This window comes from Allohoeflea poritis, from assembly GCF_027889715.1.
Taxonomy (GTDB): domain Bacteria; phylum Pseudomonadota; class Alphaproteobacteria; order Rhizobiales; family Rhizobiaceae; genus Hoeflea_A; species Hoeflea_A poritis.
In genome coordinates this window covers 35,254-61,391 of sequence record NZ_JAPJZH010000013.1, presented here as the reverse complement: position 1 = coordinate 61,391, position 26,138 = coordinate 35,254, and the positions used below count along the sequence as shown (strand labels likewise).

Sequence of the window (26,138 nt, the reverse complement as noted above, 5' to 3'; positions counted from 1 at the left end):
CCTGACTCCTTAGACGAACCGATAGGCCGCCTTGGGCAAATCATAGGTCAGCGCGCGCGCGATTTCATGCGCTTCATCTTCACGCAGGCGATGGTCGGTCACGCGCTCGGCCAGAAAAGCGCAGTCGATGCGGCGGGCCATGTCGTGGCGGGCCGGGATGGACGGGAAAGCGCGGGTGTCGTCGTTGAAGCCGACGGTGTTGTAGAAGCCGGCGGTTTCCGTGGTCTGCTCGCGGAACCGCTTGATGCCGTCCGGGCTGTCGAAGAACCACCAGGCCGGCCCCAGCTTCAGCGCCGGATAGGCACCGGCAAGCGGCGCAAGCTCGCGTCCATAGGTGGTTTCGTCCAGGGTGAAGACGATCAGCGAAAGTCCCGGTTCCATGCCCACGGCGTTGAGAAGGGGCCGGAGGGCTGCAACGTAATCCGTGCGCGCCGGTATGTCGAAACCCTTGTCCGACCCGTAGCGTTCGAACACGGCTGCGTTGTGATTGCGCACCGATCCGGGGTGGATCTGCATGACCATCCCGTCCTCGACGCTCATCTTCGCCATCTCGGTCAGGAACTGGGCGCGGAACAGGGCGCGTTCCGACGCATCCGCACCGCCCGCGATGATCTTGTCGAACAGGACGATGCAGTCGGATGGCGACAGATCGGCCGTATCGGCGCTCGGAAAGCCGTGATCGGTTGCCGTGGCGCCATGGTCGCGGAAAGTGGCGCGGCGCTGGCGATGGGCGTCGAGGAAGCCCTGCCAGCGGGTGACATCGCATCCGGTCAGGGAACCGAGCGTTTCCAGGTCGCCCAGGAATTGCGGGTGATCGGGATCGGCCGTGCTGTCCGGCCGGTAGGTGGTCACCACCTTGCCATGCCAGCCGCTTTCCGCGATGGCCTTGTGGTGGACAAGCGGATCGACAGCGCTCTCGGTGGTCGCCAGCACCTCGATCCCGAAACGCTCATAGAGCGCGCGCGGGCGAAAATCGTCCTGTCCCAGGCAATCGCCGATGCGGCGGAAATACATGTCGGCGCTTGCCGGCCCCAGCGGCTCGTCCAGGCCGAACAGGGTCTCGAATGTATGATCAAGCCAAAGGCGCGTCGGCGTGCCCCGGAACAGATGATAGTTCTCGGCAAACAGCCGCCAGACCGCCTCCCCATCGACCTCTGCACTGTCGGCATCGCGGCGCGCAACGCCGAGATCGTCCAGCGGCACACCCTGGCTGACCAGCATGCGCAGCACGTAGTGATCCGGGATCACCAGGAGCGATGCGGGATCGGAAAATTTTTCATTGCCGGCAAACCATTGCGGGTCCGTGTGCCCATGCGGGCTGATGATCGGAAGGTCGCGGATCGAACCGTAGAGCGCGCGGGCGATATCGCGCACGGCCGGGTCCGGGGGAAACAGCCTGTCCGGATGGTTGAGCGGCGGTCTCATCATTCGTCCTCCGGCACCCAGTCGGCACAGACCGGCAGTGCACGGTCAAGCGGCAGGCAAACGCGCGTGCCGGTACGCGCGGCACGATAGATCGCCGCGACCAGTTCGATCGATCGCACCCCGTCCTCTGCGCTGACCAGATCCGCCGGCCTGCCGTTCAGGTGGTTCGATATCTCCCGGAACAATCCGGCAAAGCCGGTCGGGCGGTCGGCGATTTCCCGGTCGATTTCGGCAAGCGCCGCATCAATCGCGCCCTGCCCTTGAGGATCGCGTGCCGTGAAGGTCCAGTCACCGGCTCCCGGCGCATAGGGATTGCGCCCGCTTTCCGCCGTCAGCGCATCGAAGACGAAGCGCAGGCGCGACGTGTCGGTCGCGCCGCCCAGCGTCACGGACGAGGTCACCAGCCCGCCGGAGCCCGTCGTCATCGCAATGGCGGCGCAGTCCTCCACCTCGATATCGTTCACCCGCGTGTCCACCAAGGATGCGACTTGCGTTACGGGTCCGAAAAACCGGGTGACAAGATCGTGGATATGGATCGCATGGCCGAGAACCGCGCCGCCGCGCTCGCTTTGCCAGCGTCCGCGCCAGGGCACGGCGTAATAGTCTTCGCCCCGGTTCCAGTGAGTTTCGAGGGTTGCCACGAGCGGCTTTCCGGCAAGGCCCCTGTCCCGAAGGCCGGCAAGCCGGTAGAGCCCGCGTCCGTAACGATACTGGAACACCGGCGCGAAGAGACGCCCTGCCCGTTCAGCCGCCGCCAATAATTCATCGGCCTCGATGACACTTCCGGCCACCGGCTTCTCGCAGATCACATGCTTTCCGGCCGCCAGCGCCTGCAAGGCGACCGGGCCGTGCAGATGCGGCGGCAGGCAGATATCGACAATATCGATCCGTGGGTCGGCGATCACAGTATCGATTTCCGAAACGGCGGCGCAGCCGGATGAAAGGGCGGCAAGCTCCTCTGCGCGCTCTGTCTCCCGGTCGCAGACGGTCAGGACGGCAAACTGCTCGGCAAGCGCCAGGTAGCCCAGCATATGTTCCCGGCCGATACCGGCGCCCAGGATCGCGACATTGTGCATCAGGCCGTATCCCGGAGATGGCCGAGCCGCGTTGCCGCCGCCTGTGCCCGGATCGCCAGTTCCATCACCTTGAAACAGTGGGACTGGCCCATCGCCGTTTCGGTCCGGTTTCGAACATCGCTGGCGAGGTTCTCGAAATAGGGCAGCGGCGCGCCCGATGCGTCGATGTGCTCGCACCGTTCGCCGTTGACCAAAACGAGATGATCGGTCCCGGGGCGGCCGGCGACGTCGACATATTTTCGCAACTCGATATAGCCTTCGGTACCAAGGATCGTCAGCCGCCCGTCGCCCCAGGTGGGCAGGCCGTCGGGCGTGTACCAGTCGACGCGGATATAGCCCTGCCCCTTGTCGCTGCGCAGCAGAATCTCACCAAAGTCCTGCAGGCCCGGATCTTGCTGATTGGCGAAATTGCCGATGCCGGCGGAGACGATTTCCGCGTCGCTTGAACCGGTGAAGAACAGGAACTGGTCAATCTGATGCGAGGCGATATCGCAAAGGATGCCGCCATATTGCCTATCGTCGAAGAACCAGTCCGGCCGGGTAGCCCGGTTCAGTCGGTGCGGGCCGAGTCCCACCGTCTGCACAACGGTGCCGACAGCGCCGGCATTCACCAGTTCGGCCGCTTTCGAAACCGCCGGCACTTCAAAGCGCTCCGAAAAGTCGATTGACCAGATGCGGCCGGTCTGCGAAACGGTCCGGCGGATGTCCTCAAGCTGCTCCATGGTCGTGCAGCCGGGCTTGTCGGTCATCACGTCCTTGCCGGCACGCATTGCCTCAATCGCCCGTTCAGCCCGTCGCGCCGGAATATCTGCGATCAGCACCAGATCGATTTCCGGGTCGTTGAGCAGGACCGAACGGTCCGCGACCCGAGGCACATCGGGAAACCGTTTTACAAAACCGTCCACGGGCTGCGGATCGCCCTCGGTCCACCAGCCCTTGCACATACAGCCAAGCGCCAGCATGCCCTCAAGCTGGCCATAGATGTGCCGGTGATCGACGCCGATGACGGCGAGCTTCAGATCGTGCATAGAAACCTCAGTTCAGATTGTTCGCGGTCAGTTTGACGGCCCGTCCTTCGCGCGACGATTCCATGAGCGCATCGATCAGATGATGAACGCGCAGCGCTTCGCGGCCCGTGACCGCCGGGTCGCGGCCGGATTTGGCAGCGTCGACAAAATCGCGGATCAGGTCGCGGTGCCAGTCATGCGGGAAAGCCATGGGGTCGGCCCCGCCGCCAGTGCCGGCCGCCTCGCCCACCGTCTCGGTCCGGCCGTCGCGCCAGTCTATCGTCAGCGTTCCCGATTGCAGATGGGCGCTTGCCGCCTCGCAATCGATGGCGATCGATTCGGCGCCGCCCGGAAAAGCCGCCGTCGTTGCCATGAGCGAGCCGGTGGCGCCGTTGTCGAAGCGCATGCCGCCGGCAACGAAATCTTCCGCCTCCATCCGGTGGAACGGTGTCGTTGCCGCCACCGCCTGCACCTCGGCCACCGGGCCGGCGATGCTCAACATCAGATCGAGCGTATGGATTGCCTGGCTGATCAGGACACCGCCGCCGTCGCGGGCATAGGTGCCGCGGCCGGGTTCGTCATAATAAGCCTGCTCGCGCCACCACGGCACCGATATCCGCACGAGACCGATGGCGCCCAGAGCACCGCTGTCGATGCGGTCCTTCAGGGCCATCGACGCCTGGCGGAAACGGTGCTGGAAGACGATGCCGAGCCGCACTCCGTTTTGCTCGCAGATGCTGACGATCTCCCGTGCGGCATCGGTGGTGCGCTCGACCGGCTTTTCCATCAGGATATGCTTGCCGGCCTCGGCAAAGCGGCGCACGAGGTGAAGCCGCTCGCTGGGCGGCGTGATCAGGATCGCGGCGTTCAGTTCGGGATCGTCGGCGAGCGCGTCTATGGAATCGGCGATTGGAAATCCATAGTTCCCGGCAAAGGCGGCGCGTTTGTCCGGATTGCGGGAAAACACGCCTCGCACATCGAGTATCTCCTCAAGATCGCGCAGCGCGCCGGCATGCGGCTTTGCCGCCATGCCCGTTCCGATGACGCCGATGCCAAATCTGCCTCCGCTCATTGCGGGATACCGTTGGCGATGACCTTTCCGTCGCCATCGAAGAGATGCATGGAGGCCCGGTCGAAGCGCAAATGGACCTCCTGGCCCCGCTGCACCGGCAACTGGCCGAGCTGATGAACCGTCAGTTGCGGCATGCCGTCCGGCGTGCAGTAGAGATAGGTCTCGCCGCCAAGCTGCTCGGAAAGATCCACGGTCGCGGTGATGTCGGCATCCTTCTCATCGACGATCTCGATATGCTCCGGCCGGGCGCCGAAGGTGATCTTGTCGCTGCGCGTGATGCGAATGGATGAGGATATGGCGATCCGCTGCGGGCCGGTCACGAGTTCGATGCGCCCGTCCGAGGCTTCGGCCGCCGCGTCGACGAGATTCATGCGGGGCGAGCCGATGAAGCCGGCAACGAAAGTATTTTGCGGCCTGTTGTAGAGATCGAGGGGCGCGCCGACCTGCTCGATGCGGCCGGCATTGAGGACGACGATCGTGTTGGCCAGCGTCATCGCCTCGACCTGGTCATGGGTCACATAGATCATGGTGCCGCCGAGCTTGGCATGCAGGCTGGCCAGTTCCTTGCGCATGGCAACGCGAAGCTCAGCGTCGAGATTGGAAAGCGGCTCGTCGAACAGGAAGGCCTTGGGATCGCGCACGATGGCCCGGCCAATGGCGACGCGCTGGCGCTGGCCGCCGGAAAGCGCCTTGGGCCGACGCTTGAGATAGGGCGTGATCTGCAGCATGGAAGCCGCATCGTTGACGCGGCGGTCGATCTCCTCGCGCCGCATCTTCGAGTTTTCCAGGCCGAATGCCATGTTCTTGTAGACGCTCATATGCGGATAGAGCGCATAGGACTGGAATACCATGGCAAGGCCGCGCTCGGAGGCGGGCTGTTCGTTGACCACATCGCCGTCGATCACGACATCGCCCGACGTAACGCCTTCGAGACCCGCAATGATGCGCAGCAATGTCGACTTTCCGCAGCCGGACGGGCCGACAAAGACGACGAATTTACCGCTGTCGATGCTCAGATCGATGCCGTGGATGACCTCCACGTCACCATAGGCCTTGCGAACGTCCTTGAGGATGATTTCGGTCACGTGCCTGCCCTTTCCTGGCCGCTATCTGCTGCGCGCCATGGCAGCCTGTTTCGGCTCGGCGCGCTGAAGGCGCTGAGGCGGCAGGCCGCGCAATATCTGTTTCACATCGTCGAGCATCATGTCGCGGATGCGCGCATAGGAGGCCTCAAGCCCGCCGGCGAGATGAGCGGAGAACAATATGTTGCCGGCCTTTCGAACGGGATCGCCGGCGGCGACGGGCTCCTGCGGAAAGACGTCGACCGCAGCGCGGAACCGGCCTTCCGACGCCATCTCCACAAAGCTGTCGAATGCAACCACCTCGGCCCTGGACGCGAGGATCACACTGGCATCCGGCGGTATCAGCGCGAGCTTTGCCGCATCGAGAAATGCCTCGTTCTCACTGGTGGCGCCAGCCAGAATGAAAAGAAAACGATTTTCGGAAAGAACATCCGCGAGACCGCTGGGCCGGACGTCCTGCGTCTGCAGGAAACGATCCGAAAGCCAGGGATCGTGAACCGAAATCCGCCGGGTGAATGGCCGGAGCAGCGGCACCAGGGCGCGTCCCAGATTGCCGTATCCGATGAGCCCGACGGCAGCGTCGTAAAGGCTGTAGGCGGTCCCGTTTCCGGCAATGCCATATTGCTCATCGCCGTCGCGGAAACGACAGTCGGCTGCCGGCAGACCGCGGGCAAGGGCAATTGCCTGGCCCAGGCAGTATTCGGCAACCGCCGGCGCCATGGCCGGCGCGGCCGAGAGCACGTGAATGCCGCGCCGCTGCGCCTCTTCATAGTCGATGTTCGGCTCCCAATTGGCCTTCACATTGACGATGGCCTTGAGCCTGGGGGCACGGTCGAGCCGCTCCTTGGGCATGGCCGTCTGGCCGATAATGATCTCAACGTCGTCCAGAACATCTTCGACAAGATCATCGGGTGCGCGTGAACCGAAATGCGTGATGAGGTTTGCCTCGCGCTCCAGCGCCTCGGCGACATCGCCGGTAAAGACCATCGCCTCGGTGCGCGGATGGGGATCGAACAGGATCAAGGGCTTGCCGGAGCTCATTTCATCCCCGTCGAAGCAATGCCGGTGGTGATGAAACGCTGCAGGAAGGCAAAGACCAGCGCCACGGGAATGAGCGTGACCACGGTCATTGCGAGCACATAGTGCCACTGCACGTCCAATTCGCCCTGGAAGGCGTTGAGGCCGATCTGCAGCGTATAGACCTCGCTGCGGTTGAGCACGACGAGCGGCCAGAGGAAGTCGTTCCAGCGCCACATCACGGAGAAGATCGCCAGCACCGCGATCGCCGGCAGCGACAGGGGCAGCACGATGCGCCAATAGATGGCCCATTCGCTGGCCTTGTCCATGCGCGCCGCCTCGATGAGATCGCGCGGCAATGTCAGCATGTACTGACGCAATAGGAAGACACCCGTCGGCGTCGCCGCCCCCGGCAGGATCACCGCCCAGAGCGTGTTGACCATGTTGAGCTGCGTGACGACCAGATAGGCCGGCACCAGGATGATGGTGATGGGAATCATCAGCGTGCCGATGACGAACAGCATCACCGCGTTGCGGCCCTTGAACTCGTAAATGGCGAGCCCGAAGGCGGCCATGGAATTGATCAGCAGCGTGATCAGTGTCGCGACCACCGTCACGATGACGGAATTGTTGAGATAGGTCAGGAAGTTGAAGCGCTCGAGCGGGTTTGTGTAGTTCTCCCAGGCGACGCGGAATTCGCGGATCGGCTCGCGGCTGGCGATCGGCACGCGGATCGAGGTTTCCGGATCGGCCGGATCGACCATCTGGGCGATGATGCCGATGCGGCGGATCTGCGCTAGTTCCCGGACAGAACCGTCTTCCATCGTTACCTCGTAGAGCGGCAGCGGCTTGTCGTGGCCCTCGACCTCGACCTCGATCTGGCCGAGCGGCAGCAGTGTCGGGGGAAATTCCAACAGGCCCGCCGGCGTCTTGAAAGAGGACAGCGCCAGCCACAGGACCGGCCCGAACATCAGGCAGACGCCGAAAGCGAGATAGAGATAGGTGAAGACATCCGTCCAGTGCCAGGAGGCGCCGCCCCGGCGGGCCGTCAACATGCCGGAGAGGGAACGCGTGGATGCGGTCTGTGCGTCAGCCATGTCAGCCGTCCTCCCTGCGCCGCGTTACCGCGAGTTGCACCAGTGTCAGAACGAACAGCACCACGCCGAGGACAACCGAGGCCGCCGCGGCAAGGCCGAAATTCTGCACCTGATTGGAAAAGCCGGTCGTGTAGATGTACTGGACAATGAACTGCGTCGCCGTTCCGGGGCCGCCGCCGGTCAGGACGAAGACCTCGTCGAAAATCTGTACCGCCTTGATCAGCGCCAGCACGATGACGACAAGCAGGTTGGGCCAAAGCAGCGGCAGGGTGATACGCCAGAACACACGCTCGCGCTTCGTGCCGTCCATTTCGGCGGCTTCGTACAGATCGGGCGGTATGGCCTGCAGGCCGGCCAGCAGTATCAGCGTGTAGAATCCCATATGGGCCCAGATCGACACGAAGATCGCCCAGAACATGGACCAGGTGGGGTCGACGAAGAACAGGATGCGCTCGAAGCCGATCGAGGTGAGGCCCGCATTGAGCACGCCGTCGCGCAGCAGGATCCATTTCCAGATCAGGGCGACGACGACCGGCGACAGCAGCACCGGGAAGAAGAAGGCCGCCCGGAAGAAGCCGCGTCCGCGGATTTCCCGGTTGAGGATCAGGGCCGTTATCAGGGAGAACAGCACCATGAAGGCGACCTGGAAAAAGACGAAGGTGATGGTGTTGTAGATGCCGCGCCAGAACCGGTCCTCACGGCAGCTCTGCGGGTCCAGATAGTTGCCGCAATCGGCGAGATAGGAATATTGCTCGCCGCCGATATAGGGCCGGTCGTTCAGGAACAGTTCGTCGCCGCCGGTCACCGAGAACGCGAAATTGATGATCAGCGGCACGATGACGAAAATGCCGAAGAAGGCGAGATTCGGCAGAAGGAAGATGTAGGGCATGCGGCCGATGCCCAGCAGGCGCTGCAGAGCCCTGAAGGGCGTTTCCAGCAACCCGAACAGAATGCGCATCGGCCATGAGGCGACGGCGTTGAAACGTTCGCCGAGTGTCGGATTGTCAATATCGGCCGGTGGTTGATGCGCCATGGATTCAGTCTGGGATTGAATTTTGTCAGCCTCCGGGCGCCTGGAGGACGCGCCCGGAGTGCACTGTTCGATCACATGTTACCGCGTGATCAGCCGCCGCGTTCCTTCTCGGCGATCTGCTGCTCGACATCCTGGGTCATGCGATCGTAGGCCTCGTCGAGGGTCAACTCGCCGACAATCGCCTCACCGAGGCGCGAGATCAGCGCGTTGAACATGACGCGGTTGTTGACATAGCCCTGCAGGTCGAAGGCAGTCGGCGAAATGCCGGGAACCGCAGCGGCGAATGTCTCGAGCGCGTGCTTGGCGCGCGGATCGTCGGTCTGGAATTCAACGCCGTTGGCTGCGAGCCCGAGGTGACCCGGGATGAACAGCGTCTTGCCGTAGAACTCGTTGAGCACTTCCTCGCTGGAGAGGTAGTCCATCAGCTTGCCGACCTCTTCCGGATGCTCGGACGTCTTCAGCGCCACAAGCGCCGCACCGCCGGGCATGCCGGTGCAGGCGGCCGGGCCGCAGGGCGCCGGAACTGCCCACCAGTCAAAGGCATCGCCGATCTTGTCGGCGAATTGCGGGATCTGCCACGAGCCGCTCATATACATGGCGACCTGGGCGTTGGCGAAGTCCTCATTGGCGCCGAGATACTGGGAGCCCGATACGGAGCCCCACAGCTCTTTCGGCATGGTGCCGTCCTGGTGCCAGTCATAAAGCTTGCCGGCCATGGCCTTCAGCCCGTCATCCACCAGCGCCGGTTTGCCATCGGCATCGAACATCTTGGCGCCCATGGAGATCGCAGGACCGGACACGCGGTGGCCGGAGCGGTCCCAGGCCATCGGGATCGGGATTTCCAGCTTGTCGGCAACTTCGCGAACCGCAACGGCCCAGTCGTCCCAGGTCGCGCCATCGCCCGGCAGATCGACCCCGGCCTGCTCGAAGAGCGTCTTGTTGACATAAGGCCCGGTCACGGTGAGCTGTGTCATGAAGCCGGAAATGGCGCTGTCATCGCCCGGCTGGCGCAGCCATTTCAGGAACGGACCGAAATTGGTTTCCCAATAGGCTGCATCGGAGATGTGCGGGGTCAGATCCATATAGTGCTCGGACAGACCGCCAAGGTCGGTGACCCGGGCAAGGTCCGGCCCCTCCCCGGCTGCGAGCTGCACCGGCAGGCTTTCCAGGATGGCCTTGTAGGGAACGACGTCGAGGGTCACCTTCACGTCCGGGTTGGCAGCCTCGTAGCGGTCGAGGATTTCGCGCATGACCTCGCCCTCGTTGCCGTCATTGTACCAGGTTATGCGCAATTCGGTCTCGGCCAGCGCGCTGCTCACCATGAGTCCCATGGCTGCAGTGCCGAGCACCAGAAGTCTGTTCAGTCTGCTGTTCATTTTGATTACCTCCCATTTGCTACTTGTATACTAGTAAACATCATCTTTGCGAGCAAGCTTAATTCTGCCGGATCAGGGTCCCTGCGCGCCCGCTTCCAGGGTTTCGAGCGCCGAGTTGACGTGATCGCGCATGACCGCGGCGGCGGCGCTCGCATCGCCGCGGCTTATCGCCTCAATGAGTTTGACGTGGTCTTCATAGGCGCGCATGGAGCGACCGGTTATCGACGACATCAGAAGCAGGCGCTGGCGGTCGATATGCGCCTTGACCGACTGCACCATCTGCCAGGCATTGGGCACCTCCGCCATCCGCGCGAGCATGCTGTGGAACTGTTCGTCATAGCGGAAGAAGGTCAGGTAGTCGTCGCGCTCGCCGGCGGCCTTTTGCGCGGCAAGGACCGGCGCCAACGCGGCCTCGTCGACGCCCGTTTCCGCAAGACGCCGGGCGATGGCCGCCTCGATCGCAGCCCGGATGAAGATCGCCTCACGCACCCGGGCGGCGTCGTGCGGGGCAACCACGGAACCCACCTGCGGCTTGACGATGATCAGCCCTTCGCCCGCAAGGTCCTGGATGGCCGCCCGCAAAGGCGTTCGGCTGATGTCGCAAATGCGCGCCACTTCCTTTTCGCTGAGCGCCGTGCCTGGCGGAAACCGGTTGTCGATGATGCGGCTGCGCAGGGCATCGTAGATCTGCGGGCCGATGGACCGTGCGCGGTCGATGGCGACGCCCTTTAGAGCCGCCTGCATATCGAAGGCCGAGGCTTCAGGAGTCAAACGCGGCATGGAGTGCCTCCTGCCTGCCGGCAGTCGAACCGGTCGCTTCGTTCTGACTGCCTGACCGTTGCGCGGACTGAAGCGCATGCATGACGCCGCGCAGTTCCGCCAGGCCCTTGAGGCGGCCGATCGCCGGGTAGCCGGGTTGCGCGCCGCGCTGCAGATCATCGAGTATGTCCTGACCATGGTCGGGGCGCATGGGAATCCTGTGATCGGCGCGCCCGGCGTCACGGCGGCGCCCCTCCTCCGCCAGAAGCGCCGAAATGACCGCGACCATGTCCGTGTCTCCGGCCAGATGCTCGTCCTCGAGGAATGAGCAGGAAATGCCTTCGGTCTCGCGGGTCACGTTGCGCAGATGCACGAAATGGATGCGCTCCGCAAATTCCGACGCCATTGCGGGAATGTCATTGTCGGGCCGGGAGCCGAGCGAGCCGGAGCAGAAGGTCAGGCCCGCCGACGGGCTGTCGACGGCGGACAAGAGCATACGAAAATCCTCGGCCGTGGACATGACCCTGGGCAGTCCCAGCAGCGGAAACGGGGGATCGTCCGGATGACAGCACAGCCGGATATCGAGGCGTTCGGCAAGCGGCACGATCTCGGACAGGAAATCGATATGCATCTGGCGCAGCCGATCCGCATCGATGGCCGCGTAATTGGCGAGTTGGTCGCGCAGGCCTTCGAGCGTCCAATGTTCGGCGGCGCCGGGCAATCCCGCTGTCACGTTTTCCGTCAGGCGCCGTTTCTGCGCATCCGACATGTCGGTGAAGCGCCGGCCGGCAAGCTCCGCCACCGTCTTCGGATAGTCCCGGTCCGCTGAAGGCCGGCAAAGGATGTGCATGTCGAAGACGGCGAAATCGACAAGATCGAAACGCATCGACGTCCCGCCATGGTCCATCGGTGCGGCAAGATCCGTGCGGGTCCAGTCAAGCACCGGCATGAAGTTGTAACAGACCGTTCGAATGCCGGCTTCGGCCAGATTGGACAGGCTTGCCTTGTAGCGTTCGATATCGCCGCGCCAGTCGCCTGACATAGTCTTGATCGCCTCTGAAACCGGCAGGCTCTCGACGACTTCCCAGGCAAGACCCGTTGCCGTCCCGTCCGCATTGTGTGAGACATCGTGGTGGCGGGCGGCGATTTCCTCAAGAGGCCATAGCGCACCCGGCGGAATATGATGCAGGGCCGAGACAATCGCCTCGGCGCCGGCCTGACGCGCATCGCCGATGGTCACCCTGTCCAGCGGCCCGAACCACCGCCAAGTCTGCCTCATTTCAATCTCCCAATAGGTGACATATACTAGTATACCAGTAGCTGGACAAGTCCGATTCGGCGCGCCGGGGAGAAAATTGCATTGAGCAAACCAGACATCGATGCCGCAAAATTGTGGCGGCTGCTCGGTTATCCGGGCGGCCCTCCCCCAGGTTCAGGCGGTCGCGTGATCACAGTCCGGCAGCAACCGGACTTTGCGGTCGAAGAGATCACCGTCGAAACATCCGGCGGCACGGTGCCCGGGACACTGTTGCGCCCGTACGGAGATGCCGAACCGCTTCCGGCCGTCCTCTACTGCCATGCCCATGGAAACCGCCACGAAATCGGGCGGCGCGAGCTTGTGGAAGGCCGTCCCGCATTGCTTTCCGCCTATGGCCCGGTTCTCGCCGCCGCCGGTTTTGCTGTGCTTTGCGTGGACATGCCTGGCTTTGGCAGCCGGCAAATCGAAGGCAGCGAATCCGCGCTGTCCAAGGCAGCGCACTGGCACGGCCGGACGCTGCTGGGGCACATGCTCGCCGATCTCAGCGCCGCGCTCGACTATCTCGCCGCGCGCGACGATGTGGACGCATCGCGCCTCGCGGCGCTCGGCCTGTCGATGGGCGCCACGCATGCCTATCTGCTCGCGGCGCTCGACGAGCGCATTGGCGCCTGCGCGCATCTGTGCGCCTTTTCCAACATGCGCCCGCTCATCGAAAGCGGCGCGCACGACCTGCACGGCCCCTACATGACGGTTCCCGGACTGCTCGAGACCTGCGATCTTGCCGACATAGCCGCCCTCATCGCACCACGTCTGCAGCTGGTGTGCTGCGGCCGCCTCGACCCGTTGACACCGGCCGAGGCTTTTGACCCGGCGCTTGAAAGGCTGCGGGAAGCATATCGTCTTGCCGGTGCTGAGGATCGGCTCGAGTTCCTGATTTCGAACGATAGCGGCCACGCGGAGACGCCCGCCATGCGTGAAGCGGTGCTGCGGCTGCTGCGCAATCTGCGTCCCGGCGCGACCGCCCCTGCCGATTGAAACGGTCCGGCACCCACCGGCATCGACAGGGAATGACGGCCCCGAATTCTTTGACAAAGCGTGTATTTCGCTCCAATGTTGCATCATGGGCGATAAATCTTCCCTTGATTGCAAGGAAGACAGGCTCACGGCCTGTCCGGACTGCGCACAGGAAAAGCTGCGGAAGCTTGAGCCCGGCGACTGCCTGACGCTTCTTCCCGGAAGATACACGAAGCCTCTGACAGCGGTCGGCCTGCGCGGCCTTGCCGGTTCCACCATCACGATCAAGGGCGCCACGCCGAAAGACAAATGGTGGAAGGTCCAAAACTCCCAGCGATTGCCGGATGAAGATCAGGACACCCTGTTTACAAGCTGCGTCACGGCGGACGACTACAAGACCAAGGCCAACGAGGCAGCGGCCAGGAAACAGGCCGCAGGCAGCTTCCCCGGCCTCTATTATCTCGCCGACGAGGCGCAACTTTATCTGCGCGACTGCCAGCATGTGACCATCAAAGGGCTTTATTTCGACAAATGCTGGCCGACGGCCCTTTATATCGACAACTGCCAGGACATCGTCGTTCGCGCCTGCCAGTTCCGGTGGGGCACTTTCGCGATCGGCGCGACCGGACAACATACGCGGCATATACTGGTCGAGAAGTGCCGATGGCGTCAGAACCCGGACAATCAGGAAAGCGGAAAGCCGGCCGGCCACTGGAAGAAAATCGCCTGGCAGCGCATCCATGGCGACATATCCAATTCCGGCGTCCCGCCGGACTACGGTGTCGTCAACATCGAGGATGACTACCGTCATTTCGATGGAGACTTCTTCGCCGCATGGCGGATCGCCGGTTTTGTCACGCTGCGGAAGAACCTGATCGAAGACGCGTTCAACGCCATCCATCTCTTCAATTTTGAAGACACGCCAAGCCCGTTGCTGAACCTCAACGTCGTCATCGAAAAAAACCGTTTCGAGCGTATCCGCGACAACGCGATCGAGCCGGAAGGCGGCGCCTGGAACTGGATCGTGCGGCACAACGAGCTCGTCGACGTCTACAGCTGGTTCTCCTTCGAGATGAAGCGCTCAGGCTGGTTCTACATCTACGGCAATGTGGGCTGGCACACCCAGTCGCCCGGTCCCGGAAAGAAACCACCGGAGGGCATTGATCCGGACGCGCGCAGGGGCGGAGCGATCTTCAAGCTGACGTCGCGCCATGCTGCAGACGGGCCCACCTACTTCTTCCACAATTCGTTTCACCTGCGCGAGCGCATCGCCAAGCAAAAACGCTTCGCCGGCCTGCGTTTTTTCAACAACGCCATCGTGTTCTGCCAGAATGCGCAAGGCGAATGCAGCGAAACGGAAAGCCTCTTTGCCAAGGATCTCAAGAGCCGCGATACGCCGCACAGCCGCTACGACAAGGAAGGCGACATCATCGCCGCCGAAAAGAACCGCTTCACCAAGGACTGGGAAAAACTCGGGATCGCCTTCTACAGCAACGTCATCTACGGGGCCGACAGGCTGCATGATCTGCGAAGTGCCGGCTATCCTTTCGGAGAAAACTCGCGCGACGGCTATCCGGGGTTCAAGGGACCGTTGACGGCCGAGGCCACGACCGCCGAATCCTTCCAGCTGAAGTGCGATACAGACGGCGCGGACGACGCGACGGAAGCCTCAATCGGCTTCACGCTGGAGACGAAGGGCTGGCGGACATTCGAAGAACAGGGCTGCCGCAATATCGGCGCGTATCAGGAAGACGGATCCCTGTTCGCGCTTGAAGAGGAATTCGGGTGGCTTGAACACAAGCCGGGCACGGCCGACTGACGACAGGTGGGGGCATGGCAGGCGACGATCCCAGACAGGCCGATTACCAGAAGCTCTATCCGAAGAGCTGGGCGCTGCTGCAACTCGTCAATGAATCGGGCAGCCAGCTGCAGAACTACTGGATCGCCCTTTTGTCCCTGGGTTCCGTCCTGGTCGCGATGATCGCAGGCATTACCGACCACGACATGTTTCTCGGCTCACCGGTCGAGGTGCCGCTGTTATCGGCGCAACTGCCTCTGTACGGGTTCGCGATCGCCGCACCGCTACTGATCCTGTTCCTGCATGCGTTTGTTCTGGCGAAGTACCGTTTGCTGATGGACGCTCTCAATAAATTGCGAAGCCTTGAGCGGAAACGGAGCGATAAAGATGAGAATGAGAGCAGGCATCCAAAGGCGCTTGAACAGTTCATGGGAACGTCCGTCCTGCTCCGTGGACTTGCCTTTCGCGAAAAAAGACGACTAACCGCAGCCGGCATAACGCATGTCATCACAGATTTTTCGGTCTGCCTTCTGCCGCTGGTCGTTCTTTTTTTGATTCAGTTGAAGTTCCTTCGGTATCAGAGCGAAATCATCAATATCGTACACTCCCTGACCATTGCTGCCGACTTCGCCCTTTGTTGGTTTTTCATTTATTGGCTCTCAGCAAAGTCATATTCGACGGTTGTCTCCTGCCTTTTGGTTCTATCGTCTTTATTGTTCATACCGACGCTTTCCTGGCACATTCATAACACCGGACTCCGACCCGGCGCGTGTACGACGGGTACTGAAAGGAATAGTTCAAGCCTGATTAAGCGAGCGAGATTTTTTCTATTTTCGCTCAATCCCTCGGACAACAACTTTGTCAACGACCGTGAATTCGTCCGGACCGATGACTATGTTGCACCAACGCTGATACTCAGCAGACGGAGTTATGCCGGGGCGAATTTGCCCTATGCCATCCTCCGAGGAGCGCGCCTATTTCGCGCCAACTTCCAGGGAGCTAACCTTCTGCGCGCGAATCTCGATGGGGCTTCCACACAGAGAACCAATCTCCGAAAAGCTTGCTTGAAGGAGGCTTCCTTTGTGTTCGCACAGATGGATCATGTATTTCTCAACAACGCACAGCTAAACGATGCAAATCTAACGGGCGCAGACCTCAAACAGGCAAGGCTCTATGGAGCAAAGCTGAACGGCGCCCATCTCGATGGCGTTGACCTAAAGGCTGCTAAATTAGAGGATGCCAACTTCGAAAATGCGCGGTTGATCGGAGCGCGTCTCAAAGAAGTGGACTTGTCGAACTCGCCCACCGAAAATGCGACATTCCTGGGTGCGACATTTGAAGACTTAACGGGCAGCAAAAAACCCAACAATCAACTTGGTTCACCCGTTGATTTCAAACGTCTTCGGGAAGTGCTTTGTAAAGCTGGATCATATCCATATGTCGCATCCATGATTGTCCGCGGTAACCTTCTGGACAAATCAGAAAAAGGGGAACATAGCAGAACTGCTTGGTGGATATTGAATCACAGGTGTACGCCTTCCTGCCCCGGTGCTCGTGAACTCGGCCGTCATACGCTGGCGAAACTTTGGCGAAAGGCCAATGAGCACCCGGTGGCGCATTGCAGAAAACCTGAATTCGGAAAACATGAAATGCCGGATTACTACATCGACTGCGATTTGTTCCGTGCGTACTTCGGACTGGATGACAAAGAAAACAGAAAGGACGGCAAATTCTCAATAAACTCTTGCATCATGCAAGAAACAATCCGATAGGCCCTGCCGGACATCCGGATCGCAGGCGGTTCGTTTGGCCTCAATTCAAGTTAACTGATTAGCCGCTGGCCACAGGACTGGTAATACCCAGCCTCGACTGTCACTGCGGTCGGACCTGCCAATGAGCACGGAACCAACCGAAAACAAGACATCGACGCTGGGCGGCCTCGGATTTGCCGTGCTGGGCTTTGGGCTGTTCGCCACACATGACGCGATCATCAAGGCGCTGGGCGAGACCTATCCGGTCTTCCAGATCATCTTCTTTGCCATGCTGTTCGCCTTCGTGCCGATGTCGATGATCATTCTGGCGGACCGCGCCGTGGACAATTTCAGGCCGCACCATCCCTGGCTCATCCTGATGCGCTCGGTGTTGACGATCATCGCCATGTCGAGCGCCTTCTACGCCTTCGTCAACCTGCCGCTGACGGAAGTCTATGCGCTGCTCTTCGCGGCGCCGCTGCTGATTACCGCCTTTTCCGTGCCGCTGCTTGGCGAGGTGGTGCGGGCGCGGCGCTGGGCCGCGGTCGGGATCGGGCTGATCGGGGTGCTCATCGTGTTGCGACCGGGCTTCACCGCGCTGTCACCGGGCCATTTCGCGGCGCTCGCGGCTGCCGTTGCCGCGGCGCTTGCGGCGATCGTCGTGCGCAAGATAGGCAGCGAGGAGCGCTCGGCAGTACTGATCCTTTATCCAATGCTCGTCTCGCTCATCGCCATGGCCATGATGCTGCCGGCCGTCTATGTGCCGGTTGATCTGCAGGATCTCGGGCTGATGGCCGCCATCGGACTGATTTCGGTCCTCGCGCAGCTCTGCATCATCGCCGCCTACCGTTCCGCGCCGGCGGCGGTGATCGCGCCGACGCAGTACAGCCAGATCCTTTGGGCGAGCGCCTATGGCGCCATCTTCTTCATGGAGCGCCCCGACACCTATGTCGCCATCGGCTCGGCGGTCATCATCCTTTCAGGCCTGTTCGTGGTCTGGCGCGAAAGCCGCGAGAACGTTTCGGCAAAAAGCCCGGTCCTGCGTAATCCCAACCCGCGCTTCGACACGGGCCCCTCGCCGCGACCGAAACCAAAGGGCGAAACCGATTGATTCGCGTTTAACGGCATGCGCGCCAGGCAGACTACTGATCGATCGCCCTCACGATCGTGATGCACCTGCCCTCGACCTGCTGCCCGATCTCGCTGTCATAGATGGTCTCGCATTGCTCGGACTGCATGTATTTTTCCGGATCGATCACGCTGTCCGGCCAATTGTGCGGCAGGACCGCATTCGTGAAGTCCGCCGATGACAATTCGGCATATTTGAAATACTCGTAAGGTGGCAGGAGCGCCCCGCTAAAATTCGCTCCCGAGAGATCGCTGCGGCCAAAGCGCACATAACGCAGGTCCGCAAATGAAAAATCCGCGTTCCTCAGATCCGGCCGCTGGGGCTGGGCTCCGGCGCCGTCAGGGGCCAGGACGGACACCGGCTTACCCATCCCGCCGGGTGAAATGCCGTCAAATCTGGCGCGTGCGGGAAACAGGCCGTAGGGAGCGAGAAACTCAAAGACATCCGCCAGTTCGGGAAGACCGATCAACCGGGTGCTGGTCGAGATTCTGAAATTATCGGCCTCACTTATGAAGTCGTCCAGTCTTGGCAAATTGTTCGCAACGATTTCGTCCGGCGTAACACTGGGCTCGGCGGCTATCTCGGCATCAACCGATTCTAGCCACGAGCTGAGATTTGCCGCTCTTTGATCCGAGACGAGCTTTCCGTCTTCGGTTTGCCGCCAACTGGCTGCGCTCGACAGCCGCGATCTTGAAACGGCGATCACCGAAACGTCCATTCCGACCGTCAACGGCTCTCGATCGGCAAGTATGATGACGCCGTGGCTGGAGGTTCGATCGGCTGTCCGGGATCTTGCCGCAACCGGGTAACCCAGCCCCTTGATAAAATTGGCAAGCCAGTCCGGTTCGGTCGTGGTCGCTCCGCTGATGTCGAGGCCCTCGAATTCGGTGGGCGTGAACTTGGCGACAGCGGGCAGTTTGGAGGATGAAAGATTGACCCGAACCAGCGAGGTCGCCGAGAGATTGGCGCCTCTCAAATCGGCGTTGGACAATTCGACATTCACCAGTTTTTGCCCGCTGAGATCTGCCCCGCGAAGATCGGCATAGGCAAAAGTTGCGCCGGCTTCGCCGATCCGCGCCATATCGACGCCCGAGGCAAGCAGGCTAAGGAGCAACTGCGCCCGTTCCGGCGACAGGGGATCGGAAAGCGAGCCATCGTCCTGCAGCAGCCGATAGGGGCGCAGCGAACGGCTCAATGCCGAGACCCTTGAAATAAGAAGCTGATCCGCGTCTTGCTTGTTGTCCAGCGCGTTGAGAATGTTCGACAGTTCGAAATTGAGCGAGGCGCGGCGGCTGGCCTCGGCCAGACTGTTCTGTATGTTTATCAGACGGTTCTGTTCCGTAAGCCGTTCAATCTGGATGTAAGCCGTAAGCAGCGTTGCCACCGAGACAACGGCGCCCAGGGCCATGCCCACGACAGCCAGCGATCTGGTCGCAACAAAAAAGCTGAGACCCATCCGGGCCAATTCGGCGACTTCCGCCCGATTGCGCTCAAGTGCGTCTGCGAATGTCGCGGGATCACGGGCGGCTTCCAATAGGCCGTTGAACAGGCGGGTCGCGCGCGTCGCGCTCCACTGTTCGGACAGGCGCGCCAGCCAAATCCGGCTGAAAACCGCAAAAAGCACGGCGCCAAGCCCCAACACCGCAAAACCGGAAAAGATGAGGGTGAGGATCCTGAAGCCGACAGGATTAAGCAGGAAAGCAACGGCGGCGGCGCCGGCAAGCATTCCAACGGCCACCAGCGCGATGTAAATGGCAAACCGGCTTACATCTGTCTCGGGTTGGTTCATTACCGACCAAAGGATCACCGCAACGCCGGTTTGCAAACCCTTGACGCGCAATTGGCTGTTGAGAAAGCGAAAATTCGGGGCCTTTGCGCGTGCTGACCGTGAACGGGATCACTCAAAGCGAACACATGGACATGATTCGCCGCGTTTGACTGGACCCGGCAATTGCCGCATAGAGCAGCGATCCAATCCACCGCGAAACCGTCAGACCACCGCCTATGAAACCGTTCCTGATCCTGCAGCTGCGCCCCGAAGAAGAAGCGTCCGACGACGAATTCCGCGCCATTCTCGACAAGGGCGGGCTCACTGAAGATCGCGCACATCGCGTGCGTCTCGAACGGGAGGGCCTGCCCGAAACGGATCTTGACTCCTATGCCGGCGTGATCGTCGGCGGCGGGCCTGGCTGCGTTTCCGACCCACAAGACCAGAAGTCTTCGGTCGAAAAACGTATCGAGGACGCCGTGCTGTCGCTAATGCCGGCGGTCACCGCCAATGACGTGCCGTTTCTCGGCTGCTGCTATGGCATCGGCATCCTGGCACACCATCTTGGCGCGTCCGTCTCGAAGGAGCGTTTCAGCGAGCCGGTCTCCGTTGCCCGCGCGGCGCCCACCGAGATGGGCAAAACCGATCCCCTGCTCGACGGCATCGACGGGCCGTTCGACGCATTCGTCGGGCACAAGGAGGCGGTGCAGGAGCTGCCGCCCGGCTGCGCGCATCTGGTGGCGGGAGACGCCTGCCCGTTCCAGATGATCCGTTTCGGAAAAAATGTCTACGCGACGCAGTTTCACCCGGAGGCCGACGGAGACGTCTTTGCCCTGCGAATCCGCATCTATCGCGACAAGGGCTATTTCGCGCCGCAGGATGCCGAACGCCTGACGGCCGAGGCGCGTTTGGGCAATCCGCAGGCCGGGGCGGCCATCCTGCGGAATTTCGTCAAGCGGTACGGGTAGGATCTCGCTACAAGCGATCCCTGAGAAGGCCTCCTAAATCAGGCCGTTCGCCCAGATCGCCGTGTCGGTGTCGCAGCGCAGCTTTGCCAGCAGCCACATCCCGCTGGCGGCCAGCATGACCGACAGGCTGTAGGCGACAGCGATGCCAAGGACGCCGAGTGCCGGATAGAGCGCAAAGGCCAGCGCGAGCGACAAAGCCACGCCAACGGCCAGCAGGGCAAGAATATCGCCCTGCCGCTCATGCGAGGCAAGCACGGTTATGGACGGGCCGAAAATCGCCCGCAGCACGGCGGCAGAACAGACGACCAGAAGCACCTGAGCGTAGGCGCCGAATGCCGGATCAAACAGAGCCAGCAGAGGTTTCCCGGCGATGGCGAGGCCGGCAATCGCGGCAATGATATAGGCCGTCGCGACGCCGTTCAGGCGGCCGATGAGACGCCTGGTCAAGGGCCTGTCTTCCCTGGCGCAGGCCTGCAGTATCTGCGGCTGCAGCACGACGTAGAGGGCACGAATGCCGAATCCGACCAGAACCCGGATGCGGAAGCACACATGCAGCAGCGCGATTTCCAGAGGCGCGGCGAAAAGGGCGCAGGCAAGCAGCAGGATCTCGATCTGATAGTCCCAGCACAGCGTTATGCCGAGCCACGAGCGCGATTTGCGCGACCAGTCGCGGCGGGAGCCGGCGCTCGGCTCGCGGGCCTCCGACGCCACCGCCATTTGCGGCCGCAAGGCACGGATCTGGATCGCCGCCGCCACGGCCGCCCCCGTGACGATGGCAGTCAGTATCAACGCAAAGGACCGGTTTTCAAATACGGTTACCGCCGCAAACAGCAGCGCAAGGGCGACAAGCGGCCTGACCAGACCGTCCGACAGCTGCCCGCTGAACGGCTTCTGCAGGCCGATCAGCACGCCACCATGAAACTGGTTCAAGGCCATGATCGGCGCAAATGCCAGCACCGCGATGGCAGCCGGCTTCGTGTATTCGGACGCCTGTCCAGTCAGAAACACAGCCGCGACAAACAGCACGGTCAGCAAGGCCGCAAGCAGCCAGGAGCGCGCCATTATGTGTCGACCATGGGCAATGAAATCGCGGATCGCAGGACGATCGGGCAATGCCGACAATTTCGCGACCTCGACCGTCGCCAGCGACTGCAGGCCAAGGGGAATTGCGACTGCCACGAGATTGGCGAGAGAAATGCAGACAGCATAGATCGCCAGATTGTCGGTGCCGAACTGCCGCGCAATCACGATCGTGATGGCAAATGTCGCCAATGCGCCCAGCAACCGCGCCAGGGTCAGTCCGGATATCTTTGTCAGCAGGGCGATCATGCTGGCTACTTGAGAAAAGCCGGCGCGAACTGATGAAGATGTTTTTGCAGCTGGAACTTGAGAAGGCGGCTCTTAAGCGCTGCCTTGCCGAAGGTTTCCTGAAGCAGATCCGGTCCCTTGCCGAAATAGGGCGGGATATCGGAGACAACGCCGGCCTTGCCGGTCAGCCCGCGCTTGAACTGGTGCAGACTGCAGGTCTCGGACGTCGCTCCGCCAAGATCGTACCAGCGAATACGCGGGGTCTTGCACAGGCGCTTCATGATCTCCCATTGCATGAAATAGCCGGCGCGCAGCTTGTTGCCGCGGTTGTTCGTTGCACCGTAAAGGTAGATTGCCCGCTCGCCGCTCATGTCGATCGCCGCCGCGGCAACCGGTTCGTCCTTCTCGAAGACGATGGCAAATTCGGGACGAAGCGCCTTGGTCGGCGACTCGGCGATTTGCTCCAGCGAGTCGATCGCGCTCTCATCGTAGAAATTTTTCCGCGACATCATCTGGCTGAAGACGGGCTGGAAAAGAGCCGCACCGGCGCTGCCGTGATGCCATTCGAACCTCAAATCCTGCTTCTGCGATTTGCGCAGATTGTAGCGCCATTTCTGGCTGAGGCTGGCCATGGCGTCGTCGGCCGGCATGTCGACATCGACGAAATACCGCTCCGGCGCTGGCGGCTGGTAAAGCGCCTTGAAACCCAGATCGCGCAGCATTTCGCTTTCCATCGCCGCATATTGGGGATCCGAACGCGGAATGACCATCAGATAGCTGTTCTGGCGCACAACCAGTTCCTCGGTCAGCGCATTGAGGATGCGCGACAGGTTGGCCGGGTCGGGCTCGCGGTGTGCCGGCCGCCAGAGCGGGCCCCAGCGCAAGATCGAAAGCCTGGCCAGATTGGCCGGGGCCTTTACCGTGCGGACAACGGCGCCGCCGACGATCCGGTTCTGTCTTTCGACGGCAAGAAACTGCAGCGCATCCGCCGGCCATCGCGCAAGATTGAAACAGGCCGTCTGCTCATGAACGATGTCCCGGTATTCGGAAAACTGCTCATCCCACACGGCATGATCCAGCCGGCGCACGGTGCAATCGCTCGCCGGGGCACCGCTGGCGGCGGGGTTCGACCGGCTCAAACCGCCGGTCAGCGGAACTTCGAATTCGGAAATCAAACTCATATCAAGTTTCTCCGGCGGCCTTGATGATTGAAATTCCCGGACGTGCTTTCGGAACGAGGCGTTCGAGATACGTCACGTCCCCTTCCTTGCGGCGCAGCCGGGTGATATGGCCGACGCCCGGGATCACGTCCAGCAGATTGACGATGCCCGGCAGCGGGTCTCTGGTGTTGAGCATGACGTCGACATCGCTGCGAACGGCGTTTCGTACGATCCTGCCAAACCATTTGAGGGCCTGCCCCGGCCCCAGCGCCCCGCGCAGCAGTTCCGACTTGAAACCTTCCAGGTCTCCCGCGACCCAGGAATAGTGCACATCGGGGCGGCCGAACCGGAGGTCGCCATCGGCGCCATCCACCAGGAACTCGGCAAGTCCCAGCCCGCAATATTCGGGAATCACGTGGTTGCCGGCTATGCGCGGATTGATCTCCAGCAGATGGGTTTCGCCGCGCTCTTCGTCGACGAGATATTGAATGCAGCCGATGCCGGTGTAACCCAGCGTCGAGACCAGTTTCTTCGAATGTTCCAGGATCGCCGGTTCCGGCGCGATCGTCCTGCCCTCCACGGCCAGGCCCGATCCGTCCATCCGGTCGGTTCTGGCGATGATGGCGTGGAGATACCGGCTGATGTCGCCCGACTGGGCGGCAAAATAACAATTGTGCCGGATGCCGCCGACCTTTCGCTGCACCAGCAGCGCGCGTTGCTCCGCCGGCCAGGTTGCAAACCAATGGTCCCGGTCCTCGTCCGAGTGCAGGGTCAGGGCCTTGTGGCCGAACAGACGGTTGGATGATTGCTCGGGACGCACAACGACCGGATAGGACAGCGCGTCCAGCGCCTCGCGCATGCCATCGACGCAATCCACCAGACGGAAAGGCGCGACCGGGATACCGGCGTCCCCCGCGATGTTCAGCAGCGCGACCTTGTCCAGGCATGTCTGCGCCAGTTGCGGATCGACCATGGCGATGCGGACATGCTCCGGCAGATCGGCCCCTTGCCTTGCGAAGAAGCGGACAAAGGCCTCTTCGACGGGAACCACCAGTCCAATTTCCGGGCGATCGGCGAGCAGTTTCGTCAGGGCGGAAAGAAAGTGCTTCGCGTCCGCGACTTTCGGATGATCCCAGATCTCGGAAACGAAGCGGGAATATTCGGCGCAATGATCGCAGCCCTCGCTTCCGGCGATGACATGCATGTCCCTGCGGCAGAACATCTCCGACAAGGGCAGCGTCGGCCGATAGTTGCCGAGCAGCAGGACAGCCATACGGTCAGAGCCGGAACGCATTTCGCACTCCGGCTTCAACGGCTCGAAAATGGGCGATGTATCGCGATGTCACGTATCCAGGCTCTCGGCTGAGTTGCGGGCCTTGTCGATACCGCGCTCGTTGCCGGTTGCCCGTCCGGCAATCGCCGCGACCGCGCCCATCAGCATCCTGCGGTAACGGGGATCCAGCCTTGCGAATGCGGATTTCATTGCCGGCCGCAGGACGGACTTCCAGGTCGCGCAGTAGGCCAGCCCCAGCAGCGTGACCGGCACGTGGGAAGACTGGATGCGGCAGGCGGAATTGGTCCAGTGGGCCTTGTAGTCGGCCGGCTCGCCGAGAAAATCATAGATCTTCACACCGGCCTCATGCGCCCAGTTCTGGGAATATTCCATCTGGACCTTGCCGGGAGAATATTTCCGGTAGGACCAGTCGAACGCGCCGAGATAGACATAGTAGTGTCTGCCCTGACACAGGCCGATTTCGATCGCGATCGGCTTGTCATCGAGGTAAAGACCATGGGCGACGGCCCCCTCGGCGCATTGGCCGGGCGCGTTCGTATCACCCGAAAGCTGGCCGAGGAACCGGAGTGTCGAAGGAGCGGACAGTGTCTGCGCGTTGCGGCCGGTTTGTTGCAGCCATTCATTCTTCATCTCAAGCGCCCGGCCGATCAGGAACTTGTATTCCGCGGACCCGCCAGGATGCACCCGATAGTCAAGCTTGCCCATGCGCGTCAGCTTGTTGCGACGCTGGTTGCGCTGGCGGCGCGTCTTCTTGGGCAATGCATCGAGATAGGATTTCATGTCCTCCTCTTTGCCCAGGTCGAGGATCGAGGATTCCTGATGAAAGATTTCCGGGATGCCGTGTTTCTTCGTCAGCGACTGCAGCATCGAACCGTCCGGGATGGCATCGAGAGCCGCGGCATCGACCTTGCTGAACCTGATCGCGTCGCGCAGCGCCCGGGCGGTCAGCTTTGTCGGGACGGAAGCGCGGTCGACAATGACATTGCTGTACTGGCTGAGCGGCGATGTCAGGCTCACGAGCAGCCGCATGCCGATCCGCGAACGGACTTTCATGGTCGGCCAGACAAGCACGGCCTCGCCGTTTTTCCGCAATACGAACACATGCGGTTCAACGGGCTTTTTCGCGGTGTTGTGGAGATTGCTGCGGATCCAGGTCAGGCACCAGTCGGCGGTCTGGAACGCTATGAACAGTTCACAGCATCGCCGCTCGAGCTGCCGCCACGCCCCTTCGAACGCGTCCAGCTCCGCTCGCGTTTTCAGACATTCAAGGGTGTATCGGTCGCCATCCAGCTCGTATCCGGCTACTGTGCCGGCACCGGGACGCTCTTCGGCCGCTCTTATCACTTCGACACCATAAGTTTGCAAAAACACCGCCGCGCGGCCCGCTACGGGACGTGCCGCCATGCCAGCAATGTACCATTGCGGCGAATTTCAATAAACTTGGTATCGAATTGTTGGTTAATGACAGATGGTTGATTCAGCAGTACTTTTTTAATGTTTTGACCGGCCGTCATAGACCCGGGACGGCGGCCTGACATTCCGCTCCGGCTGAGGCAGGACCGAACATGCCAGTGTGTCTTTCAAAAGCTGGAGAATGGTGCCCAGGGGCGGAATCGAACCACCGACACGCGGATTTTCAGTCCGCTGCTCTACCAACTGAGCTACCTGGGCATTGCCTTGATAAGGACCATGGAACGTTGGCGGCTCCGGTCAGGCGAGCGGGGTTATAGCATGTCCAAACAACGT

21 protein-coding genes and 1 tRNA gene are annotated in these 26,138 nt (G+C 61.6%); 5 read left to right on the top strand and 17 right to left on the bottom strand.

What is annotated here, in order from left to right:
* Positions 1-9: 9 nt before the first annotated feature.
* The 11 genes from uxaC to uxuA all read right to left on the bottom strand — a co-directional run bounded on the left by uxaC (position 10) and on the right by uxuA (position 12,223).
* Positions 10-1,425 (bottom strand): glucuronate isomerase, encoded by a 1,416-nt coding sequence (gene uxaC, locus OOZ53_RS19150; protein WP_271091405.1) that lies wholly within the window; start codon positions 1,423-1,425, stop codon positions 10-12.
* Entirely contained in the window at positions 1,425-2,501 is a 1,077-nt protein-coding gene (locus OOZ53_RS19145) for a Gfo/Idh/MocA family protein (RefSeq protein ID WP_271091319.1), read from the bottom strand. The genes uxaC and OOZ53_RS19145 overlap by 1 nt, the downstream gene beginning before the upstream one ends.
* On the bottom strand, positions 2,501-3,529 hold the full coding sequence (locus OOZ53_RS19140) for a Gfo/Idh/MocA family protein (protein ID WP_271091318.1): 1,029 nt from the start codon (positions 3,527-3,529) through the stop codon (positions 2,501-2,503). Before OOZ53_RS19140 ends, OOZ53_RS19145 begins: the two co-directional genes overlap by 1 nt.
* Positions 3,530-3,536: 7 nt before the next feature.
* Positions 3,537-4,580, bottom strand: coding sequence for a Gfo/Idh/MocA family protein (locus OOZ53_RS19135; RefSeq protein WP_271091317.1), 1,044 nt, complete (start codon positions 4,578-4,580; stop codon positions 3,537-3,539).
* On the bottom strand, positions 4,577-5,665 hold the full coding sequence (locus OOZ53_RS19130) for an ABC transporter ATP-binding protein (RefSeq protein ID WP_271091316.1): 1,089 nt from the start codon (positions 5,663-5,665) through the stop codon (positions 4,577-4,579). The genes OOZ53_RS19135 and OOZ53_RS19130 overlap by 4 nt, the downstream gene beginning before the upstream one ends.
* Positions 5,666-5,686: 21 nt before the next feature.
* Positions 5,687-6,703: an NAD(P)-dependent oxidoreductase gene (locus OOZ53_RS19125; RefSeq protein ID WP_271091315.1), complete on the bottom strand. Its 1,017-nt coding sequence runs from the start codon at positions 6,701-6,703 to the stop codon at positions 5,687-5,689.
* Positions 6,700-7,776: a carbohydrate ABC transporter permease gene (locus OOZ53_RS19120; protein ID WP_425499188.1), complete on the bottom strand. Its 1,077-nt coding sequence runs from the start codon at positions 7,774-7,776 to the stop codon at positions 6,700-6,702. Before OOZ53_RS19120 ends, OOZ53_RS19125 begins: the two co-directional genes overlap by 4 nt.
* A gap of 1 nt (position 7,777) precedes the next feature.
* A complete protein-coding gene (locus OOZ53_RS19115) occupies positions 7,778-8,809 on the bottom strand; it encodes a carbohydrate ABC transporter permease (protein ID WP_425499187.1) in 1,032 nt (343 codons plus the stop codon).
* A gap of 89 nt (positions 8,810-8,898) precedes the next feature.
* Positions 8,899-10,185, bottom strand: coding sequence for an ABC transporter substrate-binding protein (locus tag OOZ53_RS19110; RefSeq protein WP_271091314.1), 1,287 nt, complete (start codon positions 10,183-10,185; stop codon positions 8,899-8,901).
* A gap of 72 nt (positions 10,186-10,257) precedes the next feature.
* A complete protein-coding gene (locus OOZ53_RS19105) occupies positions 10,258-10,965 on the bottom strand; it encodes a GntR family transcriptional regulator (protein WP_271091313.1) in 708 nt (235 codons plus the stop codon).
* Positions 10,946-12,223, bottom strand: coding sequence for a mannonate dehydratase (gene uxuA, locus OOZ53_RS19100; RefSeq protein ID WP_271091312.1), 1,278 nt, complete (start codon positions 12,221-12,223; stop codon positions 10,946-10,948). The genes OOZ53_RS19105 and uxuA overlap by 20 nt, the downstream gene beginning before the upstream one ends.
* 81 nt (positions 12,224-12,304) lie before the next feature.
* On the opposite strand from uxuA, the gene OOZ53_RS19095 reads away from it, so the two are divergent.
* The 4 genes from OOZ53_RS19095 (at position 12,305) to OOZ53_RS19080 (ending at position 17,876) form a co-directional block, all read left to right on the top strand.
* Positions 12,305-13,237, top strand: coding sequence for an alpha/beta hydrolase family protein (locus OOZ53_RS19095; RefSeq protein ID WP_271091311.1), 933 nt, complete (start codon positions 12,305-12,307; stop codon positions 13,235-13,237).
* Between the two features lie 85 nt (positions 13,238-13,322).
* On the top strand, positions 13,323-15,035 hold the full coding sequence (locus OOZ53_RS19090) for a right-handed parallel beta-helix repeat-containing protein (protein WP_271091310.1): 1,713 nt from the start codon (positions 13,323-13,325) through the stop codon (positions 15,033-15,035).
* 14 nt (positions 15,036-15,049) lie between these two features.
* The gene (locus OOZ53_RS19085) at positions 15,050-16,786 is read left to right on the top strand and encodes a pentapeptide repeat-containing protein (RefSeq protein ID WP_271091309.1); all 1,737 of its coding nucleotides are present in this window, start codon (positions 15,050-15,052) and stop codon (positions 16,784-16,786) included.
* A gap of 121 nt (positions 16,787-16,907) precedes the next feature.
* The gene (locus OOZ53_RS19080) at positions 16,908-17,876 is read left to right on the top strand and encodes a DMT family transporter (RefSeq protein WP_271091308.1); all 969 of its coding nucleotides are present in this window, start codon (positions 16,908-16,910) and stop codon (positions 17,874-17,876) included.
* Positions 17,877-17,907: 31 nt separating this feature from the next.
* Here OOZ53_RS19080 and OOZ53_RS19075 read toward each other — a convergent pair whose 3' ends face one another.
* Positions 17,908-19,683 carry a pentapeptide repeat-containing protein gene (locus tag OOZ53_RS19075; protein WP_271091307.1) on the bottom strand — a complete coding sequence of 592 codons (1,776 nt, stop codon included), beginning with the start codon at positions 19,681-19,683 and terminating at the stop codon, positions 17,908-17,910.
* Between the two features lie 215 nt (positions 19,684-19,898).
* Here OOZ53_RS19075 and OOZ53_RS19070 point away from each other — a divergent pair, with 215 nt between their 5' ends.
* Positions 19,899-20,630: a glutamine amidotransferase gene (locus OOZ53_RS19070; RefSeq protein WP_271091306.1), complete on the top strand. Its 732-nt coding sequence runs from the start codon at positions 19,899-19,901 to the stop codon at positions 20,628-20,630.
* A 33-nt stretch (positions 20,631-20,663) separates the two neighbouring features.
* On the opposite strand, the gene OOZ53_RS19065 is transcribed toward OOZ53_RS19070, so the two are convergent.
* From OOZ53_RS19065 to OOZ53_RS19045, 5 genes are all read right to left on the bottom strand, one after another.
* A complete protein-coding gene (locus tag OOZ53_RS19065) occupies positions 20,664-21,959 on the bottom strand; it encodes a lipopolysaccharide biosynthesis protein (RefSeq protein ID WP_271091305.1) in 1,296 nt (431 codons plus the stop codon).
* Positions 21,960-21,964: 5 nt separating this feature from the next.
* Positions 21,965-23,119 (bottom strand): lipid II:glycine glycyltransferase FemX, encoded by a 1,155-nt coding sequence (locus OOZ53_RS19060; protein ID WP_271091304.1) that lies wholly within the window; start codon positions 23,117-23,119, stop codon positions 21,965-21,967.
* Between the two features lies 1 nt (position 23,120).
* A complete protein-coding gene (locus tag OOZ53_RS19055) occupies positions 23,121-24,392 on the bottom strand; it encodes an ATP-binding protein (RefSeq protein WP_271091303.1) in 1,272 nt (423 codons plus the stop codon).
* Between the two features lie 48 nt (positions 24,393-24,440).
* Positions 24,441-25,796, bottom strand: coding sequence for a GNAT family N-acetyltransferase (locus OOZ53_RS19050; RefSeq protein WP_271091302.1), 1,356 nt, complete (start codon positions 25,794-25,796; stop codon positions 24,441-24,443).
* 191 nt (positions 25,797-25,987) lie between these two features.
* A tRNA-Phe gene (locus OOZ53_RS19045) sits at positions 25,988-26,063 on the bottom strand.
* Positions 26,064-26,138 lie beyond the last annotated feature (75 nt).